At 63.6% G+C, this 20,658-nt stretch carries 21 protein-coding genes; 12 read left to right on the plus strand and 9 right to left on the minus strand.

Features of this window, described 5'->3' with window-relative positions; all coding sequences use genetic code 11:
• Positions 1 to 113: 113 nt before the first annotated feature.
• A complete protein-coding gene (locus tag ACPPVR_RS16090) occupies positions 114 to 635 on the minus strand; it encodes a GNAT family N-acetyltransferase (RefSeq protein ID WP_426615173.1) in 522 nt (173 codons plus the stop codon).
• A 142-nt stretch (positions 636 to 777) separates the two neighbouring features.
• Here ACPPVR_RS16090 and ACPPVR_RS16095 point away from each other — a divergent pair, with 142 nt between their 5' ends.
• The 3 genes from ACPPVR_RS16095 (at position 778) to ACPPVR_RS16105 (ending at position 2,332) form a co-directional block, all read left to right on the plus strand.
• Entirely contained in the window at positions 778 to 1,167 is a 390-nt protein-coding gene (locus ACPPVR_RS16095) for a COG4315 family predicted lipoprotein (RefSeq protein WP_426615174.1), read from the plus strand.
• 173 nt (positions 1,168 to 1,340) lie between these two features.
• Complete coding sequence (locus ACPPVR_RS16100; protein ID WP_426615175.1) at positions 1,341 to 2,147, plus strand: transglutaminase-like domain-containing protein; 807 nt, start codon at positions 1,341 to 1,343, stop codon at positions 2,145 to 2,147.
• Positions 2,147 to 2,332 carry a hypothetical protein gene (locus tag ACPPVR_RS16105; protein ID WP_426615176.1) on the plus strand — a complete coding sequence of 62 codons (186 nt, stop codon included), beginning with the start codon at positions 2,147 to 2,149 and terminating at the stop codon, positions 2,330 to 2,332. The genes ACPPVR_RS16100 and ACPPVR_RS16105 overlap by 1 nt, the downstream gene beginning before the upstream one ends.
• 37 nt (positions 2,333 to 2,369) lie before the next feature.
• Here ACPPVR_RS16105 and ACPPVR_RS16110 read toward each other — a convergent pair whose 3' ends face one another.
• Both ACPPVR_RS16110 and ACPPVR_RS16115 read right to left on the minus strand, forming a co-directional pair.
• Complete coding sequence (locus tag ACPPVR_RS16110; RefSeq protein WP_426615177.1) at positions 2,370 to 2,798, minus strand: cupin domain-containing protein; 429 nt, start codon at positions 2,796 to 2,798, stop codon at positions 2,370 to 2,372.
• 64 nt (positions 2,799 to 2,862) lie between these two features.
• Positions 2,863 to 3,417: a PAS domain-containing protein gene (locus tag ACPPVR_RS16115; RefSeq protein ID WP_426615178.1), complete on the minus strand. Its 555-nt coding sequence runs from the start codon at positions 3,415 to 3,417 to the stop codon at positions 2,863 to 2,865.
• Positions 3,418 to 4,384: 967 nt separating this feature from the next.
• On the opposite strand from ACPPVR_RS16115, the gene ACPPVR_RS16120 reads away from it, so the two are divergent.
• Positions 4,385 to 5,194: a rhomboid family intramembrane serine protease gene (locus ACPPVR_RS16120; RefSeq protein WP_426615179.1), complete on the plus strand. Its 810-nt coding sequence runs from the start codon at positions 4,385 to 4,387 to the stop codon at positions 5,192 to 5,194.
• A gap of 188 nt (positions 5,195 to 5,382) precedes the next feature.
• Positions 5,383 to 5,811 (plus strand): CBS domain-containing protein, encoded by a 429-nt coding sequence (locus ACPPVR_RS16125; RefSeq protein ID WP_426615180.1) that lies wholly within the window; start codon positions 5,383 to 5,385, stop codon positions 5,809 to 5,811.
• A gap of 32 nt (positions 5,812 to 5,843) precedes the next feature.
• Here ACPPVR_RS16125 and ACPPVR_RS16130 read toward each other — a convergent pair whose 3' ends face one another.
• On the minus strand, positions 5,844 to 6,872 hold the full coding sequence (locus ACPPVR_RS16130; protein ID WP_426615181.1) for a patatin-like phospholipase family protein: 1,029 nt from the start codon (positions 6,870 to 6,872) through the stop codon (positions 5,844 to 5,846).
• Positions 6,873 to 7,103: 231 nt separating this feature from the next.
• Here ACPPVR_RS16130 and ACPPVR_RS16135 point away from each other — a divergent pair, with 231 nt between their 5' ends.
• Positions 7,104 to 8,168, plus strand: a complete 1,065-nt coding sequence (locus ACPPVR_RS16135) for a hypothetical protein (protein WP_426615182.1) — start codon at positions 7,104 to 7,106, stop codon at positions 8,166 to 8,168.
• Between the two features lie 36 nt (positions 8,169 to 8,204).
• Here the strand turns inward: ACPPVR_RS16135 and ACPPVR_RS16140 are convergent, their stop codons facing one another.
• Positions 8,205 to 9,404 carry an MFS transporter gene (locus ACPPVR_RS16140; protein ID WP_426615183.1) on the minus strand — a complete coding sequence of 400 codons (1,200 nt, stop codon included), beginning with the start codon at positions 9,402 to 9,404 and terminating at the stop codon, positions 8,205 to 8,207.
• Positions 9,405 to 9,492: 88 nt separating this feature from the next.
• Here ACPPVR_RS16140 and ACPPVR_RS16145 point away from each other — a divergent pair, with 88 nt between their 5' ends.
• Together ACPPVR_RS16145 and ACPPVR_RS16150 are read left to right on the plus strand one after the other, a co-directional pair.
• A complete protein-coding gene (locus ACPPVR_RS16145) occupies positions 9,493 to 10,173 on the plus strand; it encodes a TetR/AcrR family transcriptional regulator (protein ID WP_426615184.1) in 681 nt (226 codons plus the stop codon).
• Between the two features lie 4 nt (positions 10,174 to 10,177).
• Positions 10,178 to 10,672, plus strand: coding sequence for a DUF2231 domain-containing protein (locus ACPPVR_RS16150; protein WP_426615185.1), 495 nt, complete (start codon positions 10,178 to 10,180; stop codon positions 10,670 to 10,672).
• Positions 10,673 to 10,780: 108 nt separating this feature from the next.
• Here ACPPVR_RS16150 and ACPPVR_RS16155 read toward each other — a convergent pair whose 3' ends face one another.
• Entirely contained in the window at positions 10,781 to 11,674 is an 894-nt protein-coding gene (locus tag ACPPVR_RS16155) for a LysR family transcriptional regulator (protein WP_426615186.1), read from the minus strand.
• Positions 11,675 to 11,777: 103 nt separating this feature from the next.
• On the opposite strand from ACPPVR_RS16155, the gene ACPPVR_RS16160 reads away from it, so the two are divergent.
• Positions 11,778 to 12,761: an aldo/keto reductase gene (locus tag ACPPVR_RS16160; RefSeq protein ID WP_426615187.1), complete on the plus strand. Its 984-nt coding sequence runs from the start codon at positions 11,778 to 11,780 to the stop codon at positions 12,759 to 12,761.
• A 319-nt stretch (positions 12,762 to 13,080) separates the two neighbouring features.
• A complete protein-coding gene (locus ACPPVR_RS16165; RefSeq protein WP_426615188.1) occupies positions 13,081 to 13,275 on the plus strand; it encodes a hypothetical protein in 195 nt (64 codons plus the stop codon).
• 96 nt (positions 13,276 to 13,371) lie between these two features.
• Here the strand turns inward: ACPPVR_RS16165 and ACPPVR_RS16170 are convergent, their stop codons facing one another.
• Positions 13,372 to 14,364, minus strand: a complete 993-nt coding sequence (locus ACPPVR_RS16170) for a zinc-dependent alcohol dehydrogenase family protein (protein ID WP_426615189.1) — start codon at positions 14,362 to 14,364, stop codon at positions 13,372 to 13,374.
• Positions 14,365 to 14,482: 118 nt separating this feature from the next.
• Here ACPPVR_RS16170 and ACPPVR_RS16175 point away from each other — a divergent pair, with 118 nt between their 5' ends.
• Together ACPPVR_RS16175 and ACPPVR_RS16180 are read left to right on the plus strand one after the other, a co-directional pair.
• Complete coding sequence (locus ACPPVR_RS16175; protein ID WP_426615190.1) at positions 14,483 to 15,334, plus strand: LysR family transcriptional regulator; 852 nt, start codon at positions 14,483 to 14,485, stop codon at positions 15,332 to 15,334.
• Between the two features lie 937 nt (positions 15,335 to 16,271).
• Positions 16,272 to 18,734 (plus strand): putative bifunctional diguanylate cyclase/phosphodiesterase, encoded by a 2,463-nt coding sequence (locus tag ACPPVR_RS16180; protein WP_426615191.1) that lies wholly within the window; start codon positions 16,272 to 16,274, stop codon positions 18,732 to 18,734.
• Here the strand turns inward: ACPPVR_RS16180 and ACPPVR_RS16185 are convergent.
• Both ACPPVR_RS16185 and ACPPVR_RS16190 read right to left on the minus strand, forming a co-directional pair.
• Positions 18,720 to 19,988 carry a serine hydrolase domain-containing protein gene (locus tag ACPPVR_RS16185; RefSeq protein ID WP_426615192.1) on the minus strand — a complete coding sequence of 423 codons (1,269 nt, stop codon included), beginning with the start codon at positions 19,986 to 19,988 and terminating at the stop codon, positions 18,720 to 18,722. The two genes, ACPPVR_RS16180 and ACPPVR_RS16185, sit on opposite strands and share 15 nt — an antisense overlap.
• A 63-nt stretch (positions 19,989 to 20,051) precedes the next feature.
• Positions 20,052 to 20,615, minus strand: coding sequence for a nitroreductase family protein (locus tag ACPPVR_RS16190; RefSeq protein WP_426615193.1), 564 nt, complete (start codon positions 20,613 to 20,615; stop codon positions 20,052 to 20,054).
• Positions 20,616 to 20,658: the final 43 nt, after the last annotated feature.

Here is a 20,658-nt window from a genome sequence, read left to right on the forward strand (position 1 = left end):
CTCGGTTCGGCGAGACAGGAACGGCTCGCACAGTCCTTCGACGGCGGCTGATCGAAACCGGTTCGATGCCTGGGTTCACGCCCGCGTGAGCCGGACCGGCCGGGAAGGGGCGGCTATCCAACGGGGCGTTGCGGACCGGCAAGATCGCGCAGCATGTAAGTTGCGCTCTCGCCGTAGGACGTGAGTTTTGCACGCAGCTCCGCATCCGGTGTGACGGGCCGGAAGCCGAGACGTTCCCACAGCGGTCGTGTGGCGTAGACCGAGACCAGCGCGAGCGTCGCAATGCCTGACGCGCGCGCCAGCTCTTCGATCATTGCGACATAAGCGCGCGCCACGCCGCCGCGGAAGTCGGGCAGCACGGCGACGTCGTGCACGTAGAGACAGTCCGCATCTTCAGGCAGCCGTCCGAGGAAGCCGTCGAGCGGCGGAATCTCAGCCTGCTTCCAGGGATGTGCGAGCCCGTAGCCGGCAATTGCATCGTTCGCGACGAGCACGCCGCAGCCGCGAGGATAGAGCTGCATTTTCTCCATGAACACCTTGGGGCGTTCAGGAAGATCAGGATGGATCTGCGCTGCGATCGCGACAATCCCAAGGAAGTCCGATACGCGCGCAGGGCGCCAATGCGGCTTGCTCATCTCAGTCGTTCCATCTCACGCGTGCCAGTTTATTCCGCCGCAGCGATGCGCGCAGCTAAAAATATCTTTGCAACCGCCTCAGGAATACGACGCGTGATGCGGCGTCCTACCCATGCAAGCCAATTGCATGACAGGAGACATCATGACGACATCCTCGATCCGCCTCGCTCTCACGCTCGCCGCATCGCTCGCGATCATCCCGGCCGTGTTCGCAGCGCCTCCAACCAAGACCGGCAAGACCGACAAGGGCAACGTGCTCACCGACGCCAAGGGCATGTCGCTGTACACCTTCGACAAGGATATGGACGGCAAGTCGGCCTGCAACGGACCGTGTGCGACAAACTGGCCGGGGCTGAAGGCCGAGGCGAGCGATGCGGCCGGCGACGGCTACACCATCATCGCACGCGACGACGGTTCGAAGCAGTGGGCCTACAAGGGCAAACCGCTCTACACTTTCGCCAAGGACACGAAGCCCGGTGACGTCACCGGCGACGGCTTTCTGAACGGCGTCTGGCATCTGGCGATGCCGTGATGGAACGCGCCTCGTCATTGCCTGGAGGGCAAGGACGGCCGGTGTGATCCGCGGCGCGAAGCGCGATAGAACGCGCGGAACGCTGCGCGCGACACCAGAAATCCGGCTGACTGCCTTGTATTCGATGGTTTCGTAGCCATTTCGAGCGGGCAGCAGCCGGAAAGGCGTTTCGAATGAAGTTCCGTGTCGGATTCGAAATGCTCTACGATTTCCCGCAAGCAACGCCGATGATCATGGTGCTGGGCACGCATTTCACGCGCGCCTCGGATGTCATCGTGCCGGACTTCCTGACCACCACGCCGGCGGTTGAGATCACACCCTATCGGGACGTGTTCGGCAATTGGTGCAGCCGGATGGTCGCGCCGGCTGGTCGCGTGCGCCTTGCCGCCGACGGCGTCGTTCGCGACAGTGGTCTGCCGGATCCGGTGTTTGCCTCGGCCGTTCAGCACAGGATCGAAGAGCTGCCTGCCGATACGCTGGTCTATCTGCTTGGCAGCCGCTACTGCGAGACCGACCGGCTGTCGGAGATCGCCTGGAAGCTGTTCGAGAAGGCGCCGCCGGGGTGGGCGCGGGTGCAGGCGATCTGCGATTTCGTTCATCGCCACATCGTCTTCGGCTACGAGCATGCCCGCGCCACCAAGACGGCGTGGGAGGCGTACCAGGAAGGCAAGGGCGTCTGCCGCGATTATGCGCATCTGGCCATTGCGTTCTGTCGCTGCATGAACATTCCCGCGCGGTATTGCACCGGCTATCTCAGCGATGTCGGCACGCCGAAGCCGTGGGCGGTGGGCGATTTCGCCGGCTGGTTCGAGGCCTTCATCGGCGGACGCTGGCACACGTTCGATCCACGCAACAACGAGCCGCGGCAGGGGCGCATCCTGATCGCGCAGGGGCGCGATGCCTGCGACGTTCCGATCACGCAGACCTTTGGCCCGAACGAGCTGGCCAGCTTCAAGGTCTGGACCGACGAGATCACGTGATGGCCAGTCATCCCCCGCTCAGCAGCGACGAGCTCGACTCCTTGCACAAGGTTGGCCAGACCGATCGCCAAAGCGAGATCCCCCAATTGCACTGGGGGCGTCTCGTGGATCTGGGCTACGCGATCAGGCGACTCGGCGAGCTCGAGCTCACCGCCGCCGGTACGCGGCTCCTGGCGAGACAATAAAGCCGGCCCGCTGTTTCCATCGGGCGGCAAGTGTGCCTCACGCAGCCGGCGCCGGCACAAGTCCATAGCGCAGCATCGTCTCTTTCATCTTCGCGGGGTCCGGTGGCGCGCCGGTCGACAGCAGCGCGGCCATCTCTGTGAAATATTGCGGGCCCAGCACGCCGGGACTCAGGATGCACAGGCATGTCGCTGGCGCCGTCGAACGGTTGGTAAATCCGTGCACGATGCCGCGCTTGATGAAGACGGATTCTCCGGAGCCAAGATCGCTCTGCTTGCCATCGATCGTCCAGGTCGAGACGCCGGACAGCCCGTAGATGGTTTCGTCCCAGCGCTCGTGATAGTGCGGGATCGGCATCCGCGCATTCGGCTGCAACGTCATTTCGAAGATGTCGACGCTGCCGCCGGTGTCATCCTTGCTGTGCAGGAAGTGGAGCTGAAGCGTACCGAAATCGATGATGTCGGGCATGGCTGTTTCCTCCAGGTGAGAGGCGGCATCGAGATCGCGGCGCTCGCTCATTTCGAAACGAAAACTACCGCAGCCCCTCATACACCATCAAACCGCGTGCGATCTGCAATTTACGGATGGCGCGCGGCAGCAGTTTCTCGGGCTGGTGCAGATAGCGCCAGGAGGTGACGGTGAAGGCGCGAAGCGCGCCGCATTCGTCGTCGAACGGCGCGAGCACGCCGGTGACGCTGACGGGCGTGTGCGGGCGGGCGTTGAAGGGCAGCAGCAGCAGTTCGAGATGCGCCTTGCTGCCGTCCTCGCGCGTGGCGGTGACGCCGGCGATAGCGCCGAGCGTCTCGTCGGCGACGATGGTGGTGATTTCCTCGATCTCGCGGCGGCTGGCCTCGGTGAACATCGCCGCGAAGCTCTGGTCTTTCAGGTCGCAACCGGCCAGCGCGCAGACACGGGTGCCGGCGACGCGGAACGGAAAGCCGAGCTTGGACTCGCAGGACAGTACGAAGATGTCGCCAAGCAGCTCGCGAACGGCGGCCGGGTCGATATCGGACCGGTCCGGTGCCCGCGCGGCGCCGCGCTTCTTGTCCCAATATGCGAAGAACGCGCGGCTCGACTTGTGTTTCATGACTGACCGCTCACCCCGGGGCCGCACCATGTGGGACAAAGCTGTCCCGCTTCAGTGCACCCAAGATCCCTATGCTGTTGTGCAGGAGGGGAATTGCAGCGTCCATGCCGTGGAGGCGTTTTCGGCGCCTGGCGAGGTGTCTTTGCGTCGTTAACGTTAAATTCACCATGACCTTTAACGAGGCCAATGGCTGACGTGTCTCACCCAGGGTGTTTTCCGGGGAGTTTCCAGCCATTTGTCTCACGCCTGGGACGTCGTGAGACTGATGGGCTTTGCGAGCATCTGCCTGGACAGGCTGATAAAGCCGTCGCCCGGCGCGTGACTGGCGCGACCGAAGGTCGTTGCCAGCAATCCGCTAATCGTCGGGGGTTATGCGGCTTGTCCGGTAGCCGCGGATCGTCCGGTAGTCGAGGCACCGGTGCGGCGGAACGGGCGACGACGCCGATGGCGCAAACCGCGCCGCCAGTTCATTGCAATCGATCTCGGTCGCGATGTCCGGAACAGTGATTGTATTGTTCGCGGACACCATAATGACAAGCAACCACGCAACTGAAGTCATGAGAACGCTCAGGATTGTATCGTCGCCTGATATATATGAATGCGGGAACCTTGTCGAGAGGGGAAGGCGCGGCCGGCGCGCTCCGGCGCATCGTTAACGTTAAATTAACTACGCGCTTTGCGCTCGCGGCACGCCTGATATGGTGATCGCGGTCGCAAGCCTCGCCGCTTTCTTCCAGGTTCTCGGCGAGGCCTGTACACGGGCGTCAAACAGTTTGGTCGCTGGCCGCGGGGAGGGGTGGGGATACACCTTATTCCTCTGTAGTGCCGGGAAGGCCGACACGGACGGGGAGGGCTCCCAGGCCCTCCCTTTTCCTTTTGTGCACTTGCACAGGGTGGGTAAAGGCGACTATCTCCAAGGCCTGTCGTCAAGCCCGTTGCTCCGATCGCGCCCGAAAGCAAAGCTGCCTTGGATTCCCCGCCACAACCTCCGTCGGACGAACCGGTCTCGATTGAGCCAGTTCCGCCGAGCGAGCCGATCCTGACGCTGCCGCTGGCGCTGACGTCTTATGTCGTCCTGCTGGCGCTGATCCATCTGCGGGTGCTGCTGCCGCCGGAACTGGAGAACTGGACCATCGACGTCTTCGGCTTCATCCCGAAGCGCTACGATTCCTCGCTGGCCAATTTGCAGATCCCGGGCGGCATCGGGGCCAAGGTCTGGACCTTCGTCACCTATTCGCTGCTGCACGCCAATCTCACCCATCTCGCCTTCAATGTGCTTTGGCTGCTGCCATTCGGCAGCGCGCTGGCGCGGCGGTTTGGCGCGGTGCGGTTCTTCGTGTTCCTCGCGGTGACGGCAGCAGCAGGCGCGCTGGCCCATCTCGTCACCCACGAGCATGCGGTGGTGCCGATGATCGGCGCCTCGGCCTCGGTGTCGGGTGCGATGGCGGCGGCGATCCGCTTTGCTTTCGTGCGCGGCAGTTTTCTGTCGTTCAATCGTTCGGATGCCGATACCGCCGCCAAGGTTCCGGCGCTGCCGCTGTTGCGGGCGTTGCGCGACAAGCGGATCGTCGGCTTCCTCTCGGTGTGGTTCGTCCTCAACATTATCTTTGGCGTCGGCGCGATCGGGGTCGACAGCGAAAGCGCGGGCGTGGCCTGGGAGGCGCATATCGGCGGCTTCGTCGCAGGGCTGTTGCTGTTCGCGCTGTTCGATCCCGTGCCGCGCGTGCGAAGCGATGCTGCGGATGCGTCATCACAGGACATTTCAAGCGGTATTTGAAGCGGCGCTTGCAGCGCGGCCCGATTTCATCCATCATTCTCGTGAAGAATGTTCCGAAGCGACAAGCTGCTAGTGGCAATGCTTCGCAAAGCGCCTGAGCGTGAAACCGGCGCCCAAACTGTTAGTTGAAGACTCACGAACAAGTCCGGACCGCGAAACGCGGACGGATCCGATTCATGGAGGCGACAATGACGGTGCGTTCCATTCTCAATACCAAGGGCCACCAGATCATGAGCGTCGAGCCCGACGCGAAGCTGGCGGCCGCGATCAAGCTGCTCGGTGAGAAGAAGATCGGTGCGGTGCTGGTGATGAGCCAGAGCCGGCTGGAAGGCATCCTGTCCGAGCGCGACATCGTGCGCGTGATCGGCGAGCGCGGCGCTGCCGCGCTTGAGGAGCCCGTCAGCCAAGTCATGACGCGCAAGGTCGTGACCTGCAAGGAGACCGACACGGTCGCCGAGCTCATGGAGATGATGACGACCGGCAAGTTCCGCCATCTGCCGGTCACCGACAACGGCAAGGTGGTCGGCCTGATCTCGATCGGCGACATCGTCAAGCGCCGCGTCCAGGAATACGAGTCCGAGCAGGAAGCCCTGCGCGACTACATCAAGACGGCCTGAGCGGACTTACGCGGCCGCCTTGCGCGTCCGCCTTACTCGTCTGCCTTGGGCGCGCTACCGGCGGGCGCCGGCGCGAGCACTTCGATCGCCTCCTGGATCGAGTCCAGCGCGCGCTCGGCGGCGCGGGTGCCGTGTGCGATCAGGTCCTCGCCGCGGTGGAAGTCGAAACAGCCGAACTGGCCGACCCGCGGCGAGATCAAGAGATCCGGTGGATCACCGGCGAGGCGGGCACGGGTGATGCGGTCCTGCATGATGTTGAAGGCATCCACCATCACCGAGGAAATGCCGGGACGGCCCGCGCTGCCAAAGAACTCGCGCTTCATGGTCTTCTCCGCCGAGAACAAGCGCGGAAAGCGGCGCTTGGCTGTCGTCTCCTCGGGCACGGCCGTAACCGGCGCGGGAATCGCGCCGTGCGAATAGATCGTCGTGGAATGGGTGAAGATGTCGCTGGAAAGATTTGCGGCGATGACGATTTCGGCGCCGAGCGCGCGGGCGGCCGAGACCGGCACCGGGTTCACCAGCGCGCCGTCGACCAGCCAGCGGTCGCCGATCAGGACGGGGGAGAAGATGCCGGGCAGCGCGTAGGAGGCGCGCATCGCGTCGACCACGCGGCCGCGCGTCAGCCAGATCTCGTGGCCGGTGCGGACCTCGGTCGCCACCGTCGCGAACTTGATCGGCAGGTCCTCGATCAGGATCTGCCCGATCGCTTCTTCGAGACGGGTTGCCAGCTTCTCGCCGCCGAGCAGGCCGGAGCCGTTGAGGCGGATGTCGAGATAGCTGAGGATATTGCGCATCCCTTGCAGGCTGCGTCCCCACTCTTCGAGCGTATCGAGCCGGCCGGCCGCATGGAGGCCGCCGACCACCGCGCCGATCGAGGTGCCGACCACGACATCCGGCACGATGCCGTTGGCGATCAGGGTTCTCAGGATCCCGATATGGGCAAACCCGCGCGCCGCGCCGCCGCCGAGTGCCAGGCCAATGACCGGCTTGCGAATGCTGCCGAGACCGACCTTCTCGCCATTGGAGCCGTTGGCGCCTCGACCTTTCAAGATATCCAGCACTGAAACTCTCTCCTACGCCGGGGCCCGTCGCAGACTAGGCACCGTCTTTCCGCTTCACCAGAGCGAGCGCGAAGCATGGTTTATACCGTTCGGGAAGCCGGCGGCGGGAGTGTGGCGACGGCGGGTTAGCGTAAAACTAATCACGCAGGCGTCATCAGGGTTCCATGCGGCCGTATTTCATGGGATTTCAGAGGCTTGAATTTGCCGCGTTTTCGGTGAAAAGCAGGTGGCATGACTATCGGGAGTGACGGCATCATCGGATGGCGGCGCAGCGTACCGCTGCTGCCGGTAATCCTTGCTGCGTGCCTCGCCTTAGGCTCCGGTGCCGCTCACGCCCAGCTTTTCTCCGATCGTCCCCCGCCGGTGCCGCCAGCCTCGGTGCCTGACCCCGGCGGAGCCGTCAGCCTGGCGCCGCCCTCCGGCCCCGGCGCGGGCCCTCCGAGCCTGCCGCCGACCCTGACCCAGCCGGCCTCGCCGATCATTCCGCCCGCGGTGACAACCGTGCCGTCGGCCCCGCCGCTCAGCGCGGCGGCGCCTGGACAGGCCGTGCTGTCGCTGACCGCGAAATACGGCAAGGACACCGCTCCGATCACCAGCGGCCTGGTTTGGCGGGTGTTCGCCGACCGGCCCGACGAGAACGGCACCTTCAAGCTGATCCGCGAGGACCGCAACGCCACGCCCAACATCGTGCTGCCGCCCGGTAACTACGTCGTGCACGTCGCCTTCGGCCTCGTCAGCGCGGTGCGCACCGTCAGCCTGAAGGCCGAGACCGATCGCGAATCCTTCGTGCTGCCGGCCGGCGGCCTGCGCATCGAGGGCCGTGTCGGCACCAGCCGCATTCCGCTGAACCAGATCTCGTTCTCGATCTACAAGGGCAGCCAGTTCGAATCCGGCGAGCGCGCCTCGCTGGTGCCCAACGTCGCGGCCGGCGATGTCGTGCTGCTGCCGGAAGGCACCTACTACATCATCTCCAACTATGGCGACGCCAATTCGGTGGTGCGCTCGGACATCCGCGTCCAGGCCGGCAAGCTCACCGACGTCACCATCACGCACCGCGCCGCCGTGATCACGCTGAAACTCGTCAGCGACAAGGGCGGCGAGGCGCTCGCCAACACCGCCTGGTCGGTGCTGACGCCCGGCGGCGACGTCATCAAGGAATCGATCGGCGCCTTCCCGCGCGTCGTGCTCTCCGAAGGCGAATACCGCGCCATCGCCAAGAACGAGGGCAAGGTCTACGAGCGCGGCTTCAACGTCGTCAACGGCGTCGATGGCGAAGTCGAAGTCGTCGCCCGCTAGAACCTGAAGGCGTTGTGAGCCTCAAGACGATTTGCCTTATCGTGATTTCGCGAACTGCGGCACCTTGCGGTTGGATTCAGCCAGCCAGATGCTCGCGAGCAAGACGATCGCTGCCATGGCCGCCGTCACACCGAGCAATATCTGCCATCCGACCCGCTGAAGCAGCCAGCCGGATAGTATCGTGCTGATGGCAGTTGATAGGAAAACCGTTTGATCGTGGAGTGCTTGAGCCTTGGCGCGTTCTGAAACGCGATAGTTTCTGATCAGAAGCGTGCTTCCGCCGACATAGAGAAAATTCCAGCCGACTCCCAGGAGAACCAGTGAAACCCAGAAGGCATTCACGCCGGTTCCAAGAAGTGCGGCCGCCACAGCGCAAGCGAACATCAAAAGCGCGCCGAGCCGAATGATGGCGATCACGCCTGCACGCTTGATCAGTGCTCCCGTCGCGAAGGATGGGGCGAACATCGCCAAAGCATGCCATTGGATCACGAACGCAGCATCTGCATATCCGTGATGGTGGGAGATCATCTCGATCGGAGCCGATGTCATCAGCATGTTCATGCCTGCATATCCGAGCGTGCTGCTGAGAACCGCCATGATGAATCCGGGCTGGCGCGCGATCTGCGAAAGCGGGCGGCTTTCGGATTGTTCCGGCTCCTCCTTGACGGTGGGCAAATCCAGGCCGGCCTGAATCGCGAAAGCGACAAACGCCAGGCACGCCAAAAACGCGTAGGTCCCCGCGAATTGGACCGCAAAGAGATCTTTGGTCAGTTTCGCCGCCTCGGGACCCGCGATTGCCCCCACGATGCCGCCGGCAAGGACGAGTGAAATGGCGCGGCCCGCGCGCTCGGGGCTGCTCATCTCCGCGGCGGCAAACCGATAGTACTGGCCGAACGCGTTGTAGGCTCCAATCATCAGCGTTCCGAAGCACAAGACTGCAAAGCTGCTCATGAACAGCGCGGCCACGCACACGAGCGCGCCGAATAGCCCGATGATCGTCCCCACCAGGAATCCGTGTCGGCGTCCAAACCGTTTCATCCAGATCGACGCGGGGAATGTCATGGCGGCAGTGCCGGCGATGTAGGTCGCGATGGGTAAGGTTGCCAGCGACTTGTCATTGCCTAGCATCGCATAGCCCACCAATCCGTTGAGGCCGATAACGATGATATTGTTCGTCAGGAGCGCTGCCTGGCACGTCGCCAGTGGCGTGATTACGCGAAGCCGTTTGAGGTCCAACGCATGCTCCTGTCGGGTTTCGGAGTTGACAGCAAATCTCGAGAAGATTAGATAGTGAGTACTCGCTATCTGATCAAGGATGCAAAAGATGGCCGCCGAAGCCCCTCTCTGCCGCGAACGATTGCAGGCTGAAGAACGCAAGGAGCAGATCGTGCAAACGGTCTTGCGACTGGTCCATGCGCGAGGCGCGGACTCGGTAAGTACCCAGCTGATCGCAGACACGATCGGTCGATCCCAAGGAGTTGTCTTTCGACACTTCCCGACGAAAGAGGCACTCTGGACCGAGGTGTTGGCGTGGCTACAGGAAAGCCTGGAGGGTGTCTGGACCCGCGCTTTGCTCGATCACAGGAACGACTCGCCGGTGGTTCGTCTCGAAAAAATCCTTCTCGGCCATGTCGGGTTGATCGAGAAGTTTCCGGCGATCGTAAAGGTGGTGATGTCGGATGATCTTCGGCATCGCTACCCGACGCTCAACGAACAGTTTCAACAGCTTCACATCCGATACGAGCGGCACGTGACCGACTTGCTTGCGGAGGCAATCCGGGTTGGTCAACTTCCGAAAGGCACAAACATCTCCGATGCGGCAACGCTGTACTTTTGCATCATACAGGGGCTCGGCTTCCAGTCGGCCATTGCTGGTCTGCGCTCGAACAAGCTCGTGAACCTCGCATCCAAGATGTTTTCGTTCTTCGTTGTCGCGCTGGAGAATTTGCAGGCGGGCGCGAAGAGCCGGAAACCCGGGAGCGAGCAGAAGAGAAGCCAGGAGTAATGCGATGCCCGAGATCATTCCCAATTGGCATCCGATTTTTGTGCATTTCACGATCGCCTTGTACGCAGTGGCGGCGGCACTCTATGCGCTTGCTCAAATCGCGGGCGGACGAAGCTGGGCCGGCGTTGTGGTCGCCGCGGCTCGGATAAATCTTTGGACAGGAGCTGCGCTGTCGATCCTGACCGTGATCGCGGGAATCGACGCCTTCTTCACTGTCCATCATGACGCGTCTCAAGCCGTTTTCATGACCGACCACCGGCGGTGGGCGATCGCGACTGCTGTCATTTGGTGGTTCATCGCAGTGTTGGAGGCCGCAAGGGCGTTTCAAGGCAAGAAGGCGCATCTGGCAGTCGCGTTCCTGCTGGTCGTGGCTGTAGCGCCGCTCGCCGTCACAGGTTGGAAAGGCGGCGAACTGGTCTATCGAAATAGAATCGGAATAGTCGCGACGCGAATGACTCCAGCGAATGGCGTCACGGTCGGAATCGACGGACTCGGATGACCTCTTTTGTAGGCACCGGATAGACTCAACCGGAGCTAGGACCGGCCCAGCGAGCCTCCGGGGTTCGTGGCAAGTGGGTTCAAAGAGCGCAACCCAACTTGACCGCTCTCACTTCCGATATCGCAACGCCTCCACCAGCACGGCAAACGCCGGTGTCGGCTGCCGCCGGCTTGGATAATAGAGGTAATAGCCGGCAAATGGCGCGCACCAGTCGGCGAGCACGCGGATCAGCCGGCCATCGGCGATCTCGCGCTTCACGAGGTCCTCGGGGATGTAGACGAGGCCAAGCCCCGCCAACACGGCATTCATCCGCAACAGGCCGGTGTTGAGCACGAGCTGGCCGTCGACGCGTACCTTCACGACGCGGCCGCGTTTCTCGAATTCCCAGGCATAGATCCCGCCATAGGTCGGCAGGCGGAGGTTGATGCAACTGTGCTCGGTCAGGTCCTGCGGCTGCTTCGGCTTGCCCCGCGCGGCGAAGTAAGCGGGCGCGCCGACCACGGCCATCCGCATCTCCGGCCCGATCCGCACCGCGATCATGTCTTTCGCGACTTGCTCGCCGATCCGCACGCCGGCGTCATAGCGCTCGGCGACGATGTCGGTGAGGCCATAGTCGACGACGAGCTCGACCTTGATGTCGGGATAGCGCGGCAGCAGCTTTGCGAGCGCCGGCCACAGGATCGTCTGCGCCGCGTGCTCGCCGGTGGTGATGCGGACGGTGCCGGCCGGTGTGGCGCGCAGCTCCGTCAGCGCCGAGAGCTCCGCGTCGATCTCGTCGAAGCGCGGCCCGACATTGCGGAGCAGCCGCTCGCCGGCCTCGGTCGGCGCGACGCTGCGGGTGGTGCGGGTGAGGAGCCGCAGGCCGAGCCGTTCCTCCAGCGCGCGCACGGTGTGGCTCAGTGCCGATTGCGATACCCCGAGCTGGGCCGCGGCGCGGGTAAAGCTGCGCTCGCGCGCGACTGCAAGGAAGGCGAGGAGGTCGTTGATATTGGCACGGGCCATTCATGAATCCGGATCATGAGTACATGCCGATTTTATCACCTAATCGCAGGCTCGCGCGCGGCCTAAATTCGCAGTCGAACATGATCTTCAAGGAGAGCTTTCGATGCAAACGCGCAAACTGGGCAAAAATGGTCTCGAGGTCTCGGCCCTCGGCCTCGGCTGCATGGGATTGAGCTATGGCTACGGCCCCGCGACCGAGACGTCACAGGCGATCACGTTGATCAGGACCGCCTTCGAGCGCGGCGTGACGTTCTTCGACACCGCCGAGGCCTATGGGCCCTTCGTCAACGAGGAGCTTCTCGGCGAGGCGCTGGCGCCGTTCCGCGACAAGGTGGTGGTCGCCACCAAGTTCGGCTTCAAGGGCGGCAAGGTCGAAGCCGGGCTCGACAGCACGCCAGCCAACGTCAAGGCGGTGGCGGATGCCGCACTGAAGCGGCTGAAGACCGACCGCATCGATCTGCTCTACCAGCACCGTGTCGATCCCGCGGTGCCGATCGAGGACACCGCAGGTGCGGTGAAGGACCTGATCCGCGAGGGCAAAGTGCTGCACTTCGGACTGTCGGAGGCGGGCGCCTCGAGCATCCGCCGCGCCCATGCGGTGCAGCCTGTGACCGCGCTGCAAAGCGAATATTCGCTATGGTGGCGCGAGCCGGAGCAGGAGATCCTGCCGACTCTGGAAGAGCTCGGTATCGGCTTCGTTCCCTTCAGCCCGCTCGGCAAGGGCTTTCTGACCGGCGCGATCAACGAGAGCACGACGTTCGACAGCAGCGATTTCCGGAACATCGTACCGCGGTTCTCATCGAGCGCACGGAGCGCCAATCAGACCCTGGTCGTTCTGCTCGGCGAGATCGCCGCAGCGAAGAAGGTGACGCCGGCGCAGATCGCGCTGGCCTGGCTGCTCGCGCAAAAGCCGTGGATCGTGCCGATCCCCGGCACCACCAAGCTGCACCGGCTCGAGGAGAATCTCGGCGCGGCTATCGTGACGCTATCGGACGGGGATCTGGCGGCCATTGCACCGGTGCTGGCCAAGGTCGCGGTGCAAGGCGACCGCTATCCTGCGCATCTTCAGGCGCGCGTCGGCCGCTAATATCTCGTATGAACGTCCGGTGAGCATTCGCTCACCGGACGTTCGCATCTTGTGTTCTGGTTTGAATACCCTGTCAGCGCTACCAAGCCGCCGCACAGGAAGGACGTGAGAAACACCGGCCGCATCGGCTTATTCCAGCAGCGCCGCGACTTCAGCACAGCGCTGCAAGAACAGCGGTGCAGGATACGTATTTCCGATAATCAATTTCATTCGCTTTCCGTCCTGCCGGGTTATATGTCGGCATCCGTCCAATGGGGGAGGCCGGCGCAGGCCTGTGGCTTGCGAGACCGGCTAGAAGCAGGGGGCCAAGCCCGTCGGCATGTTCGAAGTGATCCTCACCAGGCGTAAGCGCTTTGGCTGGCGATGGCAGGTGTGCGACCAGTCCGGCAAGATATTTGCCGATGGCTTCGAGCGCGCCCGGCCGTCGGCCAAATACCAAGGCGAGCGCGCGCTGTTCTTCCTGTTGTCGCAGGCCTATCTGCGCAACCGTTCCGCGGCGGCCAGCGAGGATTAGCGGCGCTCCATGATTTCGTAGCCCCGGGTGAGCGAGCGATGCCCGGGACAGCGCTGGTAAGACCCGGACGTCGCTTCGCTCGTCCGGGCTACAACCTCAGACGTCGACGACCAGCTTGCCCTTGGCGGCGTGATCGCGGATCAGCGCATAGGCCTCGCCAACGCTCTCCAGCGTGAAGTGCCTGCTATCGAGCAGCGGCACCAGCTTGCCGGCCTCAGCAAGGCGCGTCGCTTCCGCCATGATCTCCCCGTGATGGGCGCGGCCTTCGCCTGTCAGCAACGGCAGCAGCGTGAACACACCGGAATAGGTGGCGGCACGGAACGACAGCGGCGCGAGCGCGTGCGTGCCCCAGCCGAGCGCGCTCACCACATGGCCGAAGCGGCGCACGGCTGCGAAAGAGGTATCGAGCACCTTGCCACCGACGGTGTCGTAGACGACGTCAAAGCCCTGGCCGCCCGTGTGGTCGGCAACGTAGGCCTCCACCGCGGTGTCGCGGTCGATGAAAACAGCGCCAAAGCCTTCGATAGTCGCGCGCTGCGCTGTCGATCCGGTGGCGAACACGTTTGCGCCGAGCGCGTACGCGATCTGGATCGCGACATGGCCGACGCCGCCGGCGCCGCCGTGGATCAACACCTTCTGGCTGGCCTTCAAACCCGCGCGGTCGACCAGGCCTTCCCATGCCGTGATGAAGATGAGGGGCAGGGCGGCTGCCTCGCGCAGGCTGAGATTGGCAGGCTTCAGCGCCAGAAGATCGGCGTCGACGGCGGCAAATTCGGCCAGCGATCCCTGCACGCCGCCGACGCCGCCGGTCATGCCATAGACCTCGTCGCCCGGCTTGAATCGCGTCACCCCGCGCCCGGTCTGTTCGACCACGCCGGCGAGGTCGATGCCGAGGATCGCGGGCAGCGGGTGGCGTGCATGCGCCGCGGAGCCTGCATGAATCTTGGTGTCGAGCGGGTTGACCCCGCTCGCGCGCACCCGCACCAACACCTCGCGTGGACCGATCTCGGGCATGGAGATCGTTGAAATACGCAGCGGCGCGTTATGGGTCTCGAGGATGGCGGCACGCATGGTCGACTGTCTGGTCATGATCGTCTTGCTCCGTTGTCGGCCTCCAATATGCCCATGAAGTTTTGCATGGAAAGGAACAAGGATGTACGACTATCGTGCATTTTTGTATGGGCAAGCTCTTGTCGCGAGGATTTCGATGGATTGGAGCGATCTGCGCATCTTCCTGGCGATTGCGCGTGAAGGCACGCTCGGCGCTGCCGCGCGAAAGATCGGCCAGACCCAGCCGACCATGGGACGACGGCTACGCGCGCTCGAACGATCGCTCGGGCAGACGCTGTTCCAGCGCACAGCCGATGGTTTCGTGCTGACCGACGAGGGCAACGCCGTGCTGCGCCACGCCGAGCGGATCGAGGAAGAGACGATTGCGCTGGAGCGGAACGTGAGCGGCGCGGAGACGCAGCTCGACGGCCTCTTGCGCCTGTCGTCGTCGGACTGGTTTGGAACGGTGATGCTGTCGCCGGTGATTGCCGCGTTTGGCAAGCGCCATCCCAAGGTGACCGTCGAGCTCCTGACCGATGCGCGGCTCTACAGCCTGCCGCGCCGCGAAGCCGACCTCGTGTTTCGCATCAAGCCGTTTAGCGAGCCCGAGGTGATCTCGAGAAAGCTGCTCCACATTCCCTATGCGCTCTACGGCAAGAAGGGCAGCAAGCCGCCGCGCGCCGGCGACGGAAGCGGCGTCCGTGTCGTGACGATGAACGCCGAATTCGCCGACATGCCCGACGCGGTCTGGTTGAAGCGCACGCTGCCGAATGCGGAAGTCGCCTCGCGCAGCAATAACAGGCAGGCGCAGGCCGAGCTCTGCGCCGCCGGCGGCGGCTTGACCGTGCTGCCGCGCCCGCTCGGCGACCGCGACCGCCGGCTGGTCGCGCTCGACATCGGCGCGACACCACCCGGCCGCGATACTTTCGTCGGCTACCACCGCGATCTCCGCCGCTTCGCCCGCCTGCGTGCGCTGCTCGATCTCGTGATCGAGCAGCTGGCGGAGTGATCCGCCGGCGATCCCTTGTGTTGCCCGTCGGGCAAAACACCCACATTGTCGGTCAAGGCACGCTGCCGAAAATATTCCACTTTACCGAAATTCGGAATTGACGGATATTGCGCGCACTCCGGCCCAAGGAAGAGGGGCGCACGCGATCGTCACGAACGCGGGCCGGGCGGCGGTGGACGTGGCCACATCGGTGCGAAGGTGATCGCAGGGCGGAGAGCCGTGAGCGATGGCGTCGCACGCACGACCGGTGGTGCTCGCGTACGGCCAAATCGTGTGGTCCTGGCGCCCGGAGCCTGTGCGCCAAGTCCTGTGGTGATGTGTGTTGCCCGACCGGGCGCACGCATCAGCCATCCGCAAGGCGACGGGGGCAATAGTGCATCGCTCCCCGGGGAGAGCACGACATACGCCGTTCCAACCACTGCGCAGGGAAGGCCGGGATGTCCTGGCTACACCTGTATGCCGCTGTGCAGATTTCTCACTGCAACTTCGCACAGTGGACCGCGGGTGCCAGCCGGCTCCCGGCCTTCCCTGCGCCCTCTTTCAATTGAGGGTGAAGAGATAAAGCAAAGCTCGGGCGAAACATGCCGCGAGAGGGCGAAGGTGTGCCTGCAACATGGATGCGAGCTACAGAAACACGCCGGCGCTTCTTGCTCCGTCATTGCGAGCGCAGCGAAGCAATCCAGGCTGCCACCGCGGAAAGACTCTGGATTGCTTCGCTGCGCTCGCAATGACGGTGTGGAGACACTGTGCCCCGAAACTTCGCTCTCGTATCTGGACGCAGCGTATTTGAACGACTGTCATAGTCTCTAACACCCACTAACCAACACCCGACTTAAAACTGTCATAATCGCCGAATGGAACCCGCGGCCGCGCGCTTTTTACAAGGAATTAAGCGGGGTTGCATTGGATGCGGCGGGAAAGTGCGTTGGGGACTGCAATGAGTGCCGTGAAGAAGATGTCGGGAAAATCGGCCACCGAAATGTTCGACGACATCCCGGTGCTTCAGCGCAAATGGCGTGCTGCGTTGAAGCCGGGTGAACGGTTGCCGCGCTATGAGGACGTGATGCTCGGCAGCCTTGGACGGCTCGCCGACCACATCGCGCTGCTCAAGGGCGACGATGCGCTCGAACTGTCGCGCAGCGGTCGTTACGTACAGAAATGGCTCGGCGAGGACCGCTGGGACATTCCGGTCGCCGAGCTGTCGCCGGATTGCGCGACCGCGCTGTCGGAAGCGGTGACGAGCGCGCTCAAGAACGGCCAGCCGCACCAGGCAAGCGCGCATTGCGTGCGGGATGGCATGGTCAGGACCTACGATCTCCTCGCATTGCCGACCGCCTCGCGCTGGGGCGCCACGCTGGTCGGCGCCTATGTCAACGAGCGCGGCGCGCAATACAATCTGCTCGATGCGATTTTTTCGTCAACCGATGACACGGTCGTCTCGCTGGCCACGCTTCGCGACGCAAACGGCACGCCGTTCGATCTTCAAGTCGTGCACCACAACAAGAGTGCCGGGCTGCTGCTGAAGGTCGCGAGCGGAGGTCTGCTTTGGCGAAGGATCGGCGAAGGCAACACGCTGCTGGCATTGCCCGAAATCATGGCATTTTTGCTCAAAGCCGTCTCCGGCGGCCGCGGCGAACAGCTCGAGATCGAGCATGATGGCCGGTATCTCCGGCTGAGCGCCACCGCCTTTGCCGACGTGGTCTCACTGACGATCTCGGACGTCACCGCGCTGAAGCGGCGCGACGCTTCGTTCCGCCTGTTGTTCGACAACAACCCTATGCCGATGTGGGTGTTTGACGCAGAGACCAAGAAGTTCCTCAGCGTCAACGATGCCGCAGTCCAGCACTACGGCTATAGCCGCGCCGCCTTCCTGCGCATGACGCTGCCGGAGATCTGGCCGCAGGACGAATGGGACAGCCACGCCGAAGCGCTGGAGCGCATCGGCGACGCCTATCATTCCTCGCGCAACTGGCGGCATCTGTGCGCCGACGGAAGCGAGATCGAGGTGCTGACCTTCGGTCGCCGCGTCGCCTTCGACGATCGCGACGGCTACCTGGTCGCGGTGGTCGACATCACCGAGCGGCGCAAGGCCGAAGCACGGATCGCCCACATGGCGCATCATGACGGGCTCACCGATTTGCCGAACCGCGAATATTTCCAGGAACGCCTGAAGCAGGCCCTCGACCAGGCCGGCGGCAAGCGCGTTGGCGTGCTCTATATCGACCTCGACCTGTTCAAGAACATCAACGATTCTTTTGGGCATCCGGCGGGTGACCGCCTGCTCAAGGAAGTCGCCGAACGCCTGATCACCGCGGTTCGCGGCGCCAATCTCGCGGCGCGTCTCGGTGGCGACGAGTTCGCCGTGATTCTCGCGGCCGATGTCTCGCCGAACGAGGCCAGTGCCTGTGCGACCCTGCTGATCGACATGCTGAAGGCGCCCTACGAGCTCGATGGCCAGGAAATGGTGATCGGTGCCAGCATCGGCATCGCACTGTCGCCGGGCGACGGCACGACGTCGGAAGAATTGATGCGCAACGCCGATATGGCGCTGTACCGGGCGAAGTCCGACGGCGGTGGCGTGCACCATTTCTTCGAGCGCGAGATGGACCTTCAGGCGCAGAAGCGCCGCGACATGGAGCTGGATCTACGCCGCGCTTTTGCTAACGGCGAGTTCGAACTGCATTACCAGCCGCTGGTGTCAATCGCATCCGACCGCATCTCCGGCTTCGAGTCGCTGCTGCGCTGGCGCCATCCCGACAAGGGCATGATCTCGCCGGCGGAATTCATTCCGGTCGCCGAAGACATCGGCCTGATCTCTCAGCTCGGCGAGTGGGTGTTGCGCGAGGCCTGCGCCGAAGCCGTGAAATGGCCCGCCGACATCAAAATTGCGGTCAATCTGTCGCCGGTGCAATTCCGCAGCCGCAATCTGGTTCAGGTCGTGATCTCGGCTTTGGCGCAATCCGGCCTGTCGCCGAAGCGGCTCGAGCTGGAGATCACCGAGTCCATCTTCCTCGCCGAAACCGACGCCAATCTCGCCACGCTGCATCAGTTGCGCGAGCTCGGTGTCGGCATCTCTATGGATGATTTCGGCACCGGCTATTCCAGCCTCAGCTATCTGCGCAGCTTCCCCTTCGACAAGATCAAGATCGACCGCTCCTTCGTCAAAGACCTGGCGCAACGGCCCGATTGCGTCGCGATCGTGCGCGCGATCTCCGGGCTCGGCCGCAGCCTCAACATCACCACGACTGCGGAAGGCGTCGAGACTGAGGACCAGCTCGACTGGCTGCGCGCGGAAGGCTGCAACGAGGTGCAGGGCTTTCTGTTCAGCGCCGCGAGGCCGGCGGCCGAGATCGCAAAACTGCTCGCCGATTTCGGCCAGCGCGCCTCACGGGCGGCGTAGCTCCGGCGGAAAGGTGTCGTAGACCAGTTCCTTGAAAGCGGGTGTGATACGGCCGCGCTCGTTCTGGGTCTGCTGCATCAGGACGTAGATCATGTCGAGCTTGGGATCGACGCCGAAATAGGTGCCGCTCCCGGAGTCCCATTTCAATTCGCCGAGCGATCCCGGCGGCGGCGGCTTTGCGTTGCCGGGATCGGTGCGTACCGCAAGGCCGTAGCCATAACCAAAGCCGTCGCCCGGGAAATAGAAATAGTCGCGGCCGACTCCGGAGCCGGGCCCGATCTGATCCGTCGTCATGTCCTTGAAGGCGGCCCGACTGAGGTAGCGCTTGCCGGCGAACTCGCCGCCGTTGAGCAGCATTTGCGAAAAGCGCTGATAGTCCGTGATCGTCGAGAGCAGGCCGCCGCCGCCGGACTGCCATTCCGGATGGGCAAGGCGATCGTGCTCGGCGTCGAGCAGGATCTGGTCGCTCGGCAGCGGCCGCGCCATGCGCTCGAGTTCATCGGGTGTCGTCAGCACGAATTTGGTGCTGGTCATGCCGAGCGGATCGAAGATGCGCTGCTTCAAGGCGTCGTACAGTGTCTGCCCTGTGATGATCTCGATGACCCTGCCGAGCACATCGGTGGAATGACCGTAGCGCCACAGCGTTCCCGGCTGGCGCGCCAGCGGCAGCTTGGCGACGCGTTCGGCGAATTCCCTGTTGTCGAACGGGCCCTCGAAGATGTTGGCCGCCTTGTAGGCGAGCTCGACCCATTTGCCGCCGATATAGTCGTAGCTGATGCCCGAGGTGTGCCGCATCAGATCCCTGATGGTCACGGGGTGGATCGGCGGCACCAGGTCAAGCGCCAGCGAGCCATCCGGCTTGGTGACCTCCAGTCCTACCTTCGTGCCGGCAAAGGACGGAATGTATTTCGACACGGGGTCGGTAAGCGCAAGCTTGCCCTCGTCGATCAGCATCATCGCAGCCAGGCTGGTGATCGGCTTGGTCATGGAATGGATCGCGAAGAACGTGTCCGGCGTCATCGACAGCCGGGTCCTGACGTCGCGCACGCCGAACATCTTGAAATAGACCGGCTTGCCGTGCTGCTGGATCAGGACCGTGACACCCGGCAATCTGCCGGTCGTGACCTCGTTCTCGAAGAACGCAGTGATGCGTTGCAGCTTGTCGGGGGTGGGGGCTGGGATGTCGACGGCGCGGCTTCGCGCCATGGTGCCGGCCAGCATCGCGGCCCCGACCAGAAATTCACGGCGCTTCATCCGGGCTTCCTTCCTCGCAGGGATCAAAGCCGCAAGACGTTCGGGCCGTCAACAAGACTTCGATTAAAAACGGGTCACGATTTCAGAAAGGACCGGTCGCGGACGATCCTCGCTCGGCTTGGTCGGCGTGCCGATATGGACGAGGCCGGCGAGTTTCTCGTCCGGCTTGAGGCCAAGCCCGTCCAGCACGTCGCGATCGAACGAGAACCAGCCGGTCAGCCAGCATGCGCCGTAGCCGAGCGCGGTTGCGGCCGTGACGATGTTCATGACGCTGGCGCCCGCCGACAATTCCTGCTCGAAGGCCGGCACCTTCGGATGCTGTTTGGTGAAGCTGACGATGCCGATCACCAGCGGCGCGTCGGTGAGGCGCTTGCGCTCGGTCTCGATGTCGGCGGCAGGTGCGCCGGGATTCTTCCGCGCAAAGACCTTCGCGATCACCTCGCCGGCGCGCGCGCGGGCGTCGCCCTCGAAAATGATGAAGCGCCAGGGCGCGAGCTTGCCGTGATCGGGCACCCGCGCGGCGATGGTGAGGATGGTCTCGAGCTCGGCCGGCGAAGGGCCGGGGCCGGTCATCTCACGCGGCTTGACCGAGCGGCGGGTCTTGAGGAGTTCGATGGCGTCGGGCACTGCATTTACCTCTTCGGCTGGTCGTCGGGCGTGCAGTCCCCAC

The sequence above is a fragment of the Bradyrhizobium sp. McL0616 genome (assembly GCF_049993385.1).
Taxonomy (GTDB): domain Bacteria; phylum Pseudomonadota; class Alphaproteobacteria; order Rhizobiales; family Xanthobacteraceae; genus Bradyrhizobium.

Coding starts and splice junctions, on each gene's coding strand:
- ACPPVR_RS16165 (WP_426615188.1), top strand. CDS start 13,081: ATGTTCGAAGTGATCCTCACCAGGCGTAAGCGCTTTGGCTGGCGATGG.
- ACPPVR_RS16095 (WP_426615174.1), top strand. CDS start 778: ATGACGACATCCTCGATCCGCCTCGCTCTCACGCTCGCCGCATCGCTC.
- ACPPVR_RS16100 (WP_426615175.1), top strand. CDS start 1,341: ATGAAGTTCCGTGTCGGATTCGAAATGCTCTACGATTTCCCGCAAGCA.
- ACPPVR_RS16135 (WP_426615182.1), top strand. CDS start 7,104: ATGACTATCGGGAGTGACGGCATCATCGGATGGCGGCGCAGCGTACCG.
- ACPPVR_RS16145 (WP_426615184.1), top strand. CDS start 9,493: ATGGCCGCCGAAGCCCCTCTCTGCCGCGAACGATTGCAGGCTGAAGAA.
- ACPPVR_RS16180 (WP_426615191.1), top strand. CDS start 16,272: ATGAGTGCCGTGAAGAAGATGTCGGGAAAATCGGCCACCGAAATGTTC.
- ACPPVR_RS16090 (WP_426615173.1), bottom strand. CDS start 635: ATGAGCAAGCCGCATTGGCGCCCTGCGCGCGTATCGGACTTCCTTGGG.
- ACPPVR_RS16115 (WP_426615178.1), bottom strand. CDS start 3,417: ATGAAACACAAGTCGAGCCGCGCGTTCTTCGCATATTGGGACAAGAAG.
- ACPPVR_RS16185 (WP_426615192.1), bottom strand. CDS start 19,988: ATGAAGCGCCGTGAATTTCTGGTCGGGGCCGCGATGCTGGCCGGCACC.
- ACPPVR_RS16150 (WP_426615185.1), top strand. CDS start 10,178: ATGCCCGAGATCATTCCCAATTGGCATCCGATTTTTGTGCATTTCACG.
- ACPPVR_RS16160 (WP_426615187.1), top strand. CDS start 11,778: ATGCAAACGCGCAAACTGGGCAAAAATGGTCTCGAGGTCTCGGCCCTC.
- ACPPVR_RS16125 (WP_426615180.1), top strand. CDS start 5,383: ATGACGGTGCGTTCCATTCTCAATACCAAGGGCCACCAGATCATGAGC.
- ACPPVR_RS16175 (WP_426615190.1), top strand. CDS start 14,483: ATGGATTGGAGCGATCTGCGCATCTTCCTGGCGATTGCGCGTGAAGGC.
- ACPPVR_RS16105 (WP_426615176.1), top strand. CDS start 2,147: ATGGCCAGTCATCCCCCGCTCAGCAGCGACGAGCTCGACTCCTTGCAC.
- ACPPVR_RS16170 (WP_426615189.1), bottom strand. CDS start 14,364: ATGACCAGACAGTCGACCATGCGTGCCGCCATCCTCGAGACCCATAAC.
- ACPPVR_RS16155 (WP_426615186.1), bottom strand. CDS start 11,674: ATGGCCCGTGCCAATATCAACGACCTCCTCGCCTTCCTTGCAGTCGCG.
- ACPPVR_RS16110 (WP_426615177.1), bottom strand. CDS start 2,798: ATGCCCGACATCATCGATTTCGGTACGCTTCAGCTCCACTTCCTGCAC.